This window comes from Halomonas sp. M1 (assembly GCF_029581375.1).
Taxonomy (GTDB): domain Bacteria; phylum Pseudomonadota; class Gammaproteobacteria; order Pseudomonadales; family Halomonadaceae; genus Vreelandella.
Map to the genome: position 1 here is coordinate 1,541,544 of NZ_CP121119.1, position 12,585 is coordinate 1,554,128.

At 52.5% G+C, this 12,585-nt stretch carries 12 protein-coding genes; 9 read left to right on the plus strand and 3 right to left on the minus strand.

The genetic code is table 11. The features are described from left to right. The first annotated feature begins 79 nt into the window (after window positions 1–79). The 7 genes from P8S54_RS06955 to P8S54_RS06985 all read left to right on the plus strand — a co-directional run bounded on the left by P8S54_RS06955 (window position 80) and on the right by P8S54_RS06985 (window position 8,089). Window positions 80–802: a murein L,D-transpeptidase catalytic domain family protein gene (locus P8S54_RS06955; protein WP_281443800.1), complete on the plus strand. Its 723-nt coding sequence runs from the start codon at window positions 80–82 to the stop codon at window positions 800–802. 174 nt (window positions 803–976) lie between these two features. Continuing rightward, on the plus strand, window positions 977–2,071 hold the full coding sequence (locus tag P8S54_RS06960) for a CZB domain-containing protein (RefSeq protein WP_281443801.1): 1,095 nt from the start codon (window positions 977–979) through the stop codon (window positions 2,069–2,071). Window positions 2,072–2,163: 92 nt separating this feature from the next. Further along, on the plus strand, window positions 2,164–3,183 hold the full coding sequence (locus P8S54_RS06965) for a patatin-like phospholipase family protein (protein WP_035539754.1): 1,020 nt from the start codon (window positions 2,164–2,166) through the stop codon (window positions 3,181–3,183). 324 nt (window positions 3,184–3,507) lie between these two features. Beyond that, window positions 3,508–4,860 (plus strand): MFS transporter, encoded by a 1,353-nt coding sequence (locus P8S54_RS06970; RefSeq protein WP_281443802.1) that lies wholly within the window; start codon window positions 3,508–3,510, stop codon window positions 4,858–4,860. A 64-nt stretch (window positions 4,861–4,924) separates the two neighbouring features. Further along, window positions 4,925–6,196 (plus strand): nitrate regulatory protein, encoded by a 1,272-nt coding sequence (locus P8S54_RS06975; protein WP_281443803.1) that lies wholly within the window; start codon window positions 4,925–4,927, stop codon window positions 6,194–6,196. 102 nt (window positions 6,197–6,298) lie between these two features. Next, a complete protein-coding gene (locus P8S54_RS06980; RefSeq protein WP_281443804.1) occupies window positions 6,299–6,985 on the plus strand; it encodes an SDR family oxidoreductase in 687 nt (228 codons plus the stop codon). Between the two features lie 111 nt (window positions 6,986–7,096). Continuing rightward, the gene (locus P8S54_RS06985; RefSeq protein WP_281443805.1) at window positions 7,097–8,089 is read left to right on the plus strand and encodes an LLM class flavin-dependent oxidoreductase; all 993 of its coding nucleotides are present in this window, start codon (window positions 7,097–7,099) and stop codon (window positions 8,087–8,089) included. Between the two features lie 26 nt (window positions 8,090–8,115). Here P8S54_RS06985 and P8S54_RS06990 read toward each other — a convergent pair whose 3' ends face one another. Next, complete coding sequence (locus tag P8S54_RS06990) at window positions 8,116–8,748, minus strand: LysE family translocator (protein ID WP_281443806.1); 633 nt, start codon at window positions 8,746–8,748, stop codon at window positions 8,116–8,118. A gap of 85 nt (window positions 8,749–8,833) precedes the next feature. Between P8S54_RS06990 and P8S54_RS06995 the strand changes: the two genes are divergently transcribed. Both P8S54_RS06995 and P8S54_RS07000 read left to right on the plus strand, forming a co-directional pair. Continuing rightward, window positions 8,834–9,346, plus strand: a complete 513-nt coding sequence (locus P8S54_RS06995) for a GNAT family N-acetyltransferase (RefSeq protein ID WP_281443807.1) — start codon at window positions 8,834–8,836, stop codon at window positions 9,344–9,346. Window positions 9,347–9,468: 122 nt separating this feature from the next. After that, window positions 9,469–11,115: a diguanylate cyclase gene (locus tag P8S54_RS07000; RefSeq protein ID WP_281443808.1), complete on the plus strand. Its 1,647-nt coding sequence runs from the start codon at window positions 9,469–9,471 to the stop codon at window positions 11,113–11,115. On the opposite strand, the gene P8S54_RS07005 is transcribed toward P8S54_RS07000, so the two are convergent. Beyond that, window positions 11,093–11,656, minus strand: coding sequence for a DUF1415 domain-containing protein (locus tag P8S54_RS07005; RefSeq protein WP_281443809.1), 564 nt, complete (start codon window positions 11,654–11,656; stop codon window positions 11,093–11,095). The two genes, P8S54_RS07000 and P8S54_RS07005, sit on opposite strands and share 23 nt — an antisense overlap. An 81-nt stretch (window positions 11,657–11,737) precedes the next feature. Beyond that, window positions 11,738–12,406 (minus strand): FCD domain-containing protein, encoded by a 669-nt coding sequence (locus tag P8S54_RS07010; RefSeq protein WP_281443810.1) that lies wholly within the window; start codon window positions 12,404–12,406, stop codon window positions 11,738–11,740. Window positions 12,407–12,585 lie beyond the last annotated feature (179 nt).

Consider the following 12,585-nt stretch of genomic DNA (forward strand, 5'->3'; position numbering starts at 1 on the left):
AGATCCCGGTCGGTACGCTTAACTTTATAATAGCTGCTTACTTACATTCATCCCGTTATCTATTCCAGGATTACGCTCTATGTTACCTCGCTCATGTCTTTCTACTACGCTGTTTTCCTTGCCCGTTTTGCTATTTAGCCTGCCCCTTCAAGCAGCCAGCTTTTTGGCTCAGGTAGCGTCTGCGCCACCACACGGGGTGTCCACCTTGCATCATCAGTTACTGCAGCTAGCCCCCACCGCCACCCCTGAAGCGCTGCGGCTTGCAGCACAAGCGCTTAGCTGCGCAGAGCCGTCTGCTGAACGCTTAGCAGTGATTGATTACTCGCTGCCCTCCACCGAACCACGCATGTGGGTCTTCGACCTCCACCAGCATGCGCTGCTGTTTGAAGAGCTGGTTTCTCATGGGCAAGGCTCTGGGGATGCGGTAGCAGAGGTCTTTTCCAACACGCCAGAGAGCCATCAGTCCAGCATTGGCCTCTTTCGCACCATGAACAGCTACTATGGACGCAATGGCTACTCGCTGCGTCTTGACGGTTTGGAAGCCAACGTCAATAACCTCGCCTTTGAGCGAGCTATTGTGATCCATGGTGCCAATTACGTCAGCGAGGACTTTATTGAGCAAACAGGTCGGCTAGGTCGTAGCCAAGGCTGCCCCGCCGTACGCGAAGAGATTACCTACCCGCTTATCGACAGCCTGAAAGAGAATCAGTATGTGTTCGCTTATTATCCCGATGAAGAGTGGCTCGCTACCTCAGCTTACCTTCGCTGCACCACCGAGCTCCCGCAGCTGGCGCAGCGTTAATCACAAATAAGACGGTGCTAACAGCTGAGATACCTATACAGCGCTTCCCACTATACAACTAAACAGCGGCTGAATTTGCTCATTAACCCAAGTTAAACCAAGCAAGCAAGAAAACACTCTGCAATAATTTGTGACAAAACAGCACAAACATATTTCTACTTTGCAGGTGTGGTCATGTTTGCTTTTATGCGTCCCTATCAAACCATTCGCCGTTTAGAGCAGGAAGTCACTGACCTCCAAGGGCAGTTGGATGCCGAAAGAGTATCCCACAGCTGCCGTGCCCTTAGTTTAATGACCCCGGTTGAGTCATTGAGCATGCTTCAAACTAAAGGAGCGGATATGCTGGCGTCCATCAGCCAGGGCATGGAGGCTCACGCGGGTCAACTGGCGGCTGAGCGGGCCACTCTGGCCGATATGTTTACGCGCCTGCATCACGCCGAACACACCGCACAAATGCTGAAGCTCCAGTGTCATCGCCAGCCCTCAGCCCCACCTTCAACAGGCTCGGTTACCACTAAACCGGCGCTGCACGATATTCGTCAACTCAGCGTTACACTAGCGCGCAGTGCAGGCCACACAAGAGCATTGGCGATGAGCGCGGCTCTTGAGGTTGCCCACTCCGCCTCCCCATCACCTGGCATGGCTGCCGTTGTTCAAGATATGGAGCGGTTGGCCGAATATACCCAGCGGTTATCCCGACAACTAGACCAGTGCGCTGAACAGATCGCCACCCAACTACAACAAGATACCGAAGCGGCAGCCCACCAGTGCCAGGTCACCCAAACGTTAACCCAAGCAGCGCAAGAGGCCGAGCAGGTTATAGAGCAGTTAACCGACCAAGCACGTCATATGTATAAGGTTATTCACCACAGCACCACAACAGCGTGCTTGCACGCTGCAAAACTTGAGCACGCTGCCTGGAAAAGCCGCTTGTATAAGCAGCTGCTTTCGGCACAGTTCGATGAAACAATCGAAGATCACCAACACTGCACTCTTGGCCAGTGGTACTACCTGGGCGATGGAAAGCGCTACCAAAAGACCGCCGCTTACCGTGCCTTAGCCGGCCCCCATCGCCGCTTCCATGAAAGTGGCTTAGAAGCACTACGCTTTGCTCGACAAGGCGACCATACCGGACAGTTGGCATCGCTTGCCCTGATGGAAGAAGCGAGCCTTCAATTAGTACAGCAGCTAGACCAGCTAATTGAGTATGCAGTGTATGAAGTGCCGCTTGCCACGGGCTATCGCTCCCCCCTCGCCGATGCTCCTTGAAACCTCATTACCTGCTGAGTGCACATAGCATTGGCATTTGTGCCATGCTGAAGACGTAATAATCTTCCCAAACGCATTCAGTAAGAGGCTATATAGTGCAGATCAAAAAGCTAGATCTTGCCTTGCAAGGTGGCGGCTCCCACGGTGCTTACACCTGGGGCGTTATTGACCGCCTGTTAGAGGATGACCGCATTGAAATCGAGGGTATTAGTGGCACCAGCGCAGGCGCCATGAATGGTGTCGTAATGGCCGACGCCCTCACCCGTGGTGATAAAGAGACAGCGCGTAAAGCGCTCCGCGATTTTTGGCAGGCTGTTAGTCGTGCTGGCATGTCAAGCCCCATCCGCCGCTCCCCATTAGATGTACTCACTGGCAACTGGAGCCTAGATCACTCGCCTGGCTACATTGCAATGGATCTCATGAGCCGTCTGGTTTCGCCTTACCAATTTAACCCACTCAATATCAATCCACTGCGGGACATTGTGGCTGAGCACATCGATTTTGAGCGTGTCCGACGCTGCGAAAAGCTCAAATTATTTGTTGCCGCAACCAATGTACGCACGGGTAAACAGCGCGTGTTCCGGCGTGAAGAGATGAGCGTCGACGCCGTGATGGCGTCTGCCTGCCTCCCCTTTGTTTTTCAAGCAGTGGAAATAGACGGTGAAGCCTACTGGGATGGCGGCTACATGGGTAATCCAGCGCTTTTTCCATTAATGGAAGAGTGCAGTGCTCGGGATATCATGCTGGTGCAGATTAACCCCATAAGCCGAGACGATGTTCCCACATCTGCTTCAGCTATTATGAACCGGCTCAATGAAATCACCTTTAATGCGTCGCTAATAAAAGAGATCCGCATGATTGCGCTACTGAAAAGCGCTTTGGAAGAGCAAGGTATCCAGAATAGCTATCAGCAGGCACTGTTTCATCGTATTAGCGGCGAACACGCATTAGAAGCCCTTTCCGTATCCAGCAAAATGAACTCTGAGTGGGCTTTCCTTTGCCATCTGTTTGAACAGGGTCGTGACGCCGCCGATCGCTGGCTTGCTGAACACTTTGAAGCACTGGGTAATTACTCATCGCTGGATATCGACGCTGTGTACCTGAACGAATAAATGGCACTAGCGTGTTGCAAACGTCGCTGACTCCGCCCCACCGTGGGGCAGAAACCGTTTTTTTATGCTTACAAAAATAACGTTATTTTCAACCCAACTTAAAAAACAACTACAACCAATTGTTTTGAGTAATAAAAGTAACATTTGGCGGATTAATTGCTTTTCCTACCACTAATGGTGGTAGGCGTGGACCAGGCCCAGTGGGTACGAGTGCGTCGAACCTGACCTTCAGAGAAGAAGGCATGTTCTCGTCAATTACGTAGCGTCTTTTAGAGAAGCGCTTCACGTGTTGGCAAACTCGCTCTAACCCCAGAGAGGCCTTCCATGGATATTCGCAATAAAGCCAACCGAATTCGGCTGCTAAATTTCTCTACGCCGCAAATGCGCGCATTTCACTTTTCATGGTTCGCCTTCCATATCTGCTTTTTCGGCTGGTTTGGTATCACCCCCCTCATGGCGGTCGTTCGAGAAGACCTATCGCTCACTCAAACCCAAATCGGCAATACCATTATTGCATCGGTCGCCATTACCGTGATTGTGCGCCTACTGATTGGCGTACTTTGCGACAAGATAGGGCCACGTAAAACCTACACCGGGCTACTCCTGCTAGGCTCGCTCCCCGTGATGGGCATTGGTTTTGCCAACAGTTTTGAAACGTTCCTGTTAGCCCGCTTGGCCATTGGCGCTATCGGTGCCTCGTTTGTTATTACCCAGTACCACACCACCATGATGTTTGCGCCTAATGTAGTGGGTACCGCCAATGCCACTAGCGCGGGATGGGGCAACCTAGGGGGTGGCACGACCCAGATTCTGATGCCGCTGATATTCGCCGGCCTTTTAATGCTTGGCGTGAGCGAAACACTGGGCTGGCGGCTTGCCATGGTGGTACCCGGCGTTGTGATGTTTTGCACCGGCATCGGCTACTGGCTTTTCACGCAAGATGCGCCGAACGGCAACTTTGACGCGCTACGCGCCCGGGGCGAGCTACCCGAAGCCACGGGGGAAAACGGCGCAACTCAGAGCTTTTTAGCCGCGGCGAAAGATATTCGAGTATGGGCGTTATTTGTTGTCTACGGACTCTGTTTTGGGGTTGAGCTGACCATCAATAATATCGCGGCCATCTACTTCTTTGACCACTTCGATTTAACCCTTGCCACGGCGGGCATGATTGCTGGGCTGTTTGGCCTGATGAATATCTTCGCTCGCACCTTGGGTGGCATCTTTTCCGACTTATTTGCTAAACACGCAGGGTTGAAAGGCCGGGTACGCTGGTTATTCATTGCCTTAATTTGCGAAGGTATCGCGCTAATTGCCTTTTCACAAATGCACGTATTAAGCCTAGCCATAGGCATCATGCTGGTGTTCAGCCTGTTTGTGCAGATGGCCGAAGGGGCCACCTACGGGGTAGTACCGTTTATCAATAAGAAAGCGCTAGGCGCTGTGGCGGGTATTGTGGGCGCAGGCGGTAATGTGGGCGCTGTTTGCGCTGCTTTTCTCTTTCGCAACGAAAATATCAGCTACCAACAAGGGCTTTTTTACCTAGGCCTTACCGTGTTAGTACTCGCCTCCTGCGTACTGCTGGTACGCTTTAGCGATGCTACGGAAGCTAAAGAGGCGCAGGCCTACCGTGACGCGGTAGGTGAAGAAACCGGCGCAGGCGCCCTTTCACTGCGTTAACGTTCCCCCCGCAGCTTAGCTGCGGGGCAATTTATGTCAGGCGGCGAGCAACAAGGAAACCGTTATGTCTTCAGCCCAACAGTTACTCTTAACCGCCCTGCGTTGCGATATCGACAACCTGCGCCACTTGGCGACCACCTCAGACATCGTCGGTGATATTAGCCGTTTTATTCACGTCCTTCAGCGCGAACGAGGCGCCTCAACCATCTACCTCGTCTCAAAGGGAAAGCGCTTCAAAACCCGGCGCATGGCGTATTTGCAAGAGAGTCAAGAAGCTGAGACCTTAATGCGCCAGCGGCTTGAGGCCCTCAGTCACGAGGCCAAACCGCAAGCGGCCGCTCGTCTGCTTAGACGAATTGCAACGGTGTGGCTTGCACTCGACGAGCTTGATACCTTGCGCTGCGCCATTGATACGTTTGCCATCTCCCCCGACTCCGCTACTCAGGCCTTTAACCACTTAATTAGCGGCTTGCTCGCGATTGTGTTTGAAGCTGCAGACACCGCAGCAGACGCAGATGTTACCAAAGCGCTGGTGGCCATATTTCACTTGATGCAGGGGAAGGAGCTGGCAGGCCAAGAGCGAGCATGCGGCGCCTACGGTTTTACCCATGGACATTTTGATAAGGCCCATCGCGAGCTACTGAATCAGCTGGTGCATGATCAACAGCGCTGCTTCGATACTTTTGTAGAATTTGCCAATGCCGAGGCCCAGCTTCTCTGGCAAGAAGCGATGTCGACACGCGCGCTTTGTGGCATTAATCAGCTTCGCGATATTGCCTGCCAACGCATTCGTCGTTCAAATAATGAAACGGCACCGCTGGGTGAAACCTGGTACGCATTGACAACGCTACGTATCGACACGATTAAGGAAATTGAGGATAGCCTCAACCAACAGTTAACCATTCTATGCCACCGCAAAATCGAACAGGCACAGGCTACCCTTGAACAGCTTAAAGCACAGCCTTGCCAGCACACTCCCGCTCCTTGTGAGCAGCTGCTAGCGTTAAACGACACCTACCCTTTAGGAGAGCTTACCGCCAGTGCATTAACCTCACCGCTTGGACGTTCGTTAATTGAGCTAACCCATGCCCATTCACGCCGCTTACAAGGCCTTAGCGATGAGCTGGAAAACACCCGTAAAGCCCTACGTGAACGCAAACTGATTGAGCGAGCCAAAGGGCTCATTATGGCTCATCAGGAAATGACTGAAGAGGAGGCATATCGTTTTCTGCGTAAAACATCAATGGATCAAAGCAAAAGTATGGCCGACATGGCGCAATCAATTCTCGACCTTTCTATCGTGCTGAAGCGAAAATCGGAAACCCCCACGCGCTGATGGCAAGGGCCCGCACTATTTGCAAGATTAGCGCTCATTGACCATTCTAATTATTCCGGTATGAAGCAGCCCATTATTTGAATGAACAAGGAGCGTCCCCCAATGCGTCACCGCGTACTTTTGATCACCGGTGCCTCAAGCGGCATCGGTGCTGCTACCGCACGCGCAGCCGCACGTGAAGGTTACAAACTCGTACTTGCCGCCCGTTCAACCACTAAGTTAACAGCACTCGCTGAAGAGCTAGGCCCAGAAAAAGTCCTTACCTGCGAAGTGGATGTCACCGACATGGCCCAGCAGCAGGCGATGGTAGAGCAAGCCCTTGAGACCTTTGGTCGACTGGATGCCGTTTTTGCCAATGCCGGACGCGGCGGTTCTCCCGGCGGCTTTAGCGGTGCTGATCACACTGCATGGCAACAGATGATCATGACTAACATCTACGGCGTAGGGCTAACCCTGCAAGCCTGCCTACCCGAGCTAAAACGCTGCAAGGGACACGTGCTTTTAACCGGTTCAGCAGCGGGACGCACCACCATTCCTGGCTCTATGTATAGCGCGACCAAATGGGCTGTTACAGGCATTGGTTACAACTTACGTGAGGAGCTGCGCGGCACTGGCATGCGCGTCACGTTAATAGAGCCAGGAATGGTGAATACGCCATTTTTCGATGAGCCACCTGAATATTCCCTTGAAGACCGTGATATTGCCAATGCCGTGGTTTATGCCCTCTCCCAGCCCGCCCATGTGGATGTTAACGAGATACTTATTCGCCCCACGCCGCCAATGGAATAAATCGCTCGAACGCTTATGACTTGTAATTGCCTGCAAATGCCCACATAACGTTCTATTACCAAGCGTGCTAATTAGTTTAGCGCGCCACACGTTCCGTCTTGCAGGTGACCCATGAGCCAACTCGCTACCACTGCACTTTCTGTGCTGGATTTAGCGCCCATCCGTCAAGGCGGCAACGCCGCTGAAACGTTCGATAACAGCGTTGCCTTGGCGCAGCGAGCAGAGCAACTAGGCTATACCCGCTACTGGCTGGCTGAACACCACAATATCGCGGGCATCGCCAGCGCTGCCACCGCCGTCCTGATTGGTCACGTTGCTGGGCAGACCTCAGCCATTCGCGTTGGTAGCGGCGGTATCATGCTGCCTAACCACCCACCACTGGTGATTGCGGAGCAGTTTGGCACGCTTGAAACGCTCTACCCCGGCCGTATTGATTTAGGCTTAGGCCGTGCCCCTGGCTCTGATGGCGCAACCATGCAGGCCATGCGCAGGAATGCTCACGCGGGGGTCGATGACTTCCCACAATTGCTTAATGAGCTACGCAGCTATTTAGGCGATGCCGACCCTCATCAACGCGTAAAAGCCGTTCCAGGCCAAGGCACTCACGTACCCATCTGGCTACTCGGCTCTAGTGGCTATAGCGCACAGTTGGCCGCTAAACTAGGGCTACCCTTTGCCTTTGCGGCCCAATTTGCGCCGGGCTACTTATTTGAAGCACTGCGGCTCTATCGAGACAACTTCCGCCCTTCTGAACACCTAAGTAAACCGCATGCCATGGTGGGCCTACCTGTTATGGCGGCTGAAAGCGATGCGATGGCGCATTACCTAGCCACCACCGCGCAGCAGAAGTTTCTTAACCTTATCCGCGGCAAGCCTACGCAGTCGCTGCCACCGGTTGAGCAGCTAGACTGGTCACCGGTTGAGCAGGCTCAGGTCAGCCAGTTTTTAGGCGCAGCCATTATTGGTGGGCCAGCGACGGTTAAAGCAGAGCTTGAAGAATTCCAAGCACGCACTGGCGCGGATGAACTCATGATTAATAGCGACTTTTACGATCATAAAGATCGCTTGCGCAGCTATGAAATCGTTGCGGACGTAGCCCGCTAAGCGGCTATTCTTAACGCGCCCGCGCCCTACCCTTTGGCAATCAGAAAGGCACCTGCCGCCACCATAAGCGAGCCTGCGGTCCGGTTGGTGCCTCTTTGAGCACGCTCTGACTGAAAGAACCGTCGCGCAGAGGAGGCAAACGAGGCCACCAGCATTAAGCCCATCATTAACCCTACTAACGTTAAGCCCACTACGAGGAACATATCACTTCGGTTAAGCACGGTGAGATCAATAAAGGTGGGTAAGAACGCAATATAAAATAGAATTACTTTTGGGTTAGACGCCGAAATTAAGAAGCCTTGCGTAAAGCTCTTGAGAATATCGCGGGTAGACACGCTATTGTCATAGTGGGCCGACGCTAACGCATTGTTCGTCACCTCGGCTGTCCACATCTGCCAGCCAAGATAAAACAGATAAGCAGCCCCCACATAACGCAACAGGGTGAACGCCTCACCCCAGTTTTCGGCCAACGCTGCCAAGCCATAAAACGCCAGTAGCAGATAAATAATGTCGTTTGCCGTCATGCCCAGCGCCAGCGGTATGCATGGTCGAGTGCCCGCAGCCATTCCCTTCGCCAACAGCGCAAAAATGCCGGGGCCTGGCGTGACCGCAAAAATAAAAATCGCTAAAAAATAGGTCAGTGCACTTTCTATTGTCATGATGGGACCCTATAAGCACATCAGAGTATACTAACGTACGCCATGCTTTTGTTATCTAGATAACCGTTTTACGGAAACACTGCCCATGCAATCTCACGCATTTACGCCAATGACCTCGGAAGACTTCAGTGAGTTTTGGCCAACATTTCAGGCCATTGTAGCGGCACAAGAAACCTACGCGATAGACCCTAACATCACGTATGAAAATGCTTTTACGTTATGGTGCCAAACACCGCTTTACAGCATCGCGGTTAAAGATGAGGAAAACCAACTGCTGGGCGCTTATTATTTAAAAGCCAATGCCGCAGGCCCCGGTAAACACATATGCAACTGTGGCTATATGGTGACGCCACAAGCACGCGGCAAAGGGGTTGCCAAAGCCATGTGCGAACACTCCCAAGCGTTGGCTGCAGAAGCGGGCTTCGAAGCCATGCAGTTTAATGCAGTAGTAGCCAGTAATCAGGTGGCAGTGAAGCTATGGCAGCGGTTAGGTTTTCATATTGTGGGCACGGTGCCCAACGCTTACCGCCACGCCACGCTGGGCTTGGTCGATACGCATGTGATGTATAAAATGCTGTCAGCCTCGGCTTACGCTTAACTGCCTTCCACGCCATCCAATGTGCGCGCTTGCACTGCCATAGCCTTTCCTTCCTCATTCGTACAAATACCAAAACTACGATAGGGTAAAACACATATACCGACTACTTCTTTTAGTGCCCTATGCCCATAAACCTTTCAGGCCTACAGCGCCTCTCCTTGCGCACCCGCATCATTGCGCTGGTCACAACGCTGGTATTTACCATCACGATGCTGATTAGCTGGGTGGCCTCCCGTGAGGCAGCCGCTCAGTTGGAAGCAAATATCGGCGAAACCAGCGCCAATACGGCCTACCACATGGTAGACAAGCTTAATCGCAGCATGGACGCGCGTATTAAAGAGGTTAAGCTGTTACTGGGCCTAAAGGATACGGGGGATGATGAGCTCGCTCGCGCCCAGCTTGAGTATTTACAGGGTAATTACGACGTGGTGTCGTGGCTTGGCATCACCGACACCCAGGGCACCGTGGTAGCTGCCACTGGCGGTATTTTAGAAGGGCAGTCCATAGCCCAGCGCCCTGTCTTTATTGAAGGGCAACATGAGCTCTGGATTGGTGATGTGCATGATGCGGTGTTGCTGTCCCAACTACTGCCCAACCCCACTGGAGAGCCTATTCAGTTTGTGGATATCGCAGCCCCGCTTGAAGATGCTAGCGGCGCATTTAGCGGCGTACTAGCCGTTCATTTAAGCTGGGAATGGGCAGCGCGCGTTAAAGACTCTATGTTTTCACCAGCGCTGCAAGAGCAGCAAACCGACCTTCTATTACTTTCAAAAGACGGCACCGTCCTCTTAGGCCCACCTTATTTGCGCGGCCAAGCATTGCCGTTTACGCACGATACAAGCAGCCCTTCGATGCCGCAGTGGTCCGTTGAAACATGGTCCGATGGGCGGCGCTATGTGACGGGCATCGCGCATAGTCAAGGGTTTGGCGATTTTCCTGGGCTTGGCTGGGTAGCCGTTAGCAGGCAGCCAGTTGAGGCCGCCTTTGCGCCCGTCGCACGCCTTAACGAGCTGATATTAGGTACGGGGTTACTCGTTGCCCTGCTCTTTTCAATTATTGGCTGGGTATTGGCATCCCGCCTTGTTGCACCGTTAACTCGACTCGCCCGTGCAGCTGATAACATCCAAACTGCACAAACACACGCTGCTATTACTCTTGAAACCGGCTCCCCCGAATTTGAACGCCTTTCTACGTCTATGCGCGATATGGTCGAGCGCCTATTAGACCAGCGCCAAACCATCAGCCGCCTAGAAGATTTAGCCAATACCGACCCGCTGACTGGCCTTCCTAACCGCTCTTTTCTTGATCAATATTTGCAGCACACACTGGCAGAAATGGAGCGTCAACAACATAGTTTGGTCGTACTGATGTTTGATTTGGATGGCTTTAAACGGGTTAACGACACGCTTGGGCACCATGCCGGAGACCTCCTGCTGATAGAAGTCACCCAGCGCTTGAAAGCAACGCTGCGCAGCGGTGATGTCGTGGCACGCTTAGGCGGCGACGAGTTTGTTATGATCATCAAAAGCCCTAGTGTATCCAGCGCCTCTCTTGCTAAAGACATTAGTCAGCGTTTACTTACCCATATTGCTAAGCCGGTGCCCCTACCTGATGGGCAAACCGCACAGGTAGGATGCAGCTTAGGAGCCGCCATTTGGCCCCAACATGGTCATGCCATTAGCCAAGTATTTCAGCGGGCAGACGCCGCGCTTTATCAAGCCAAACACCAGGGAAAACATCGCCTTATCATTTATGAAGAGGCGCATTGAAGCAACGCTGTAACGTCGCTTCGGCAGCAGTGCTGCCCATGGCGGTTAAGAGGGCAATATTACGCTCAGGGATCAGTGCCGTATCGCCATAAAAAGCGATCGCTTTTTCAACGCTTGCTTCGCGCAACAGGTGTACCATCGCATAGGGCGAGCGATTGGTGTAATTCGAAGCGTCTTCCGGTTCGGCATCAGCAAAGCAGTAATCTGGGTGAAACGTGGCTAACTGATAGATACCGTCATAGCCCTGCTCTTCTAGCAGGCTTTCCGCGAACTCAACGTAATCTAAGTAGTGGTCGAAATTTTTAAACAACGTGGGAAATACCAAGAGCGTGGTATCGGTTTCAGGGTGCTCATTTAGCCACTCAATCTCAGCCACTAGCTCCTCCAGGGCGACTTCCATTTTTTTTGAGCGCACGACTTCCACGCGAATACTGCCATTCTCTAACTCGCGCTTAGCAAAGGGACAAATATTGTGCTCCACAATAAAGCTGCGTACCCATGCCAACGTCTGTTCGATAATGGTGCTGTCTGTTACTTGCATGACGACTCATACCTTCGGTACTGAATTAAGGGCGAAATCTCTCAGATAACGCGAGTTTACCTGGCAACCGCTGTCTTGGCTTTAGGCATGCTCTTGGTAACGAGCCAGTGCCACTTCATAAGACTTGTGAATATGGTCGTCCATTAGCGCTCGTGCGGCGGCTGCATCGCGTTGAAGCGCCAGCTCCACTAATTCATGGTGCTGATCATCCAATGCTTGGCGAATGGTCGGCATTTTTGGCCCTAACCGCCGATAACGATCAAACTGGTCGTGTAACTGCTCAATAAAGCGCAGTAGCCACACCGAGCCACAGGGCGCCACTAGCGTTCGATGAAACTGAGTATGCAGGCGCTCCCACTCTTCCCCTTTATCCAGCGTAATATCCGCACGCTTTAGCCGATGGGCGGCAGCTAATAAATCTGCCTCCCATAGGGCATCCCCTTGTGCAATGGCACGCTCAAGCGCCATACCTTCAAGCTCGGTGCGCATCTGGGCAATATCATCCAGCTCATCACGGGAGAGCTTGGGCACTCTAAAGCCACGTTGATTCTCTTGCTCTAGCAAGCCATACGCCGCCAGTTTGTTGAGCGCTTCACGCAGCGGGCTAAGCCCTACTTGGTACTGCTCTTTTAGCGCATTAATCGCCAATTTTTCCCCTGCTTTAAAGCGCCCCCCCACCAAATCTCTGCGCAATAGATCGTAAATGGGGCTAGATGCCTTACCGGTAGGGAGCTGGATATGCTTGTTCATGCCGGAGTCCTTTTGCGTACCTTACGCAATGCATCGGTTAACGGAGATTCTTCACGTAGATGTTGACGCCTCTTGCAAGGCTCACCTATATTCTATTTTAGACAAGATAATCGATTTTTTAACTTACAAACGATAAACAGGCATTTCGATGATTTCTGATGCAGCGTTTTTTCTCACAC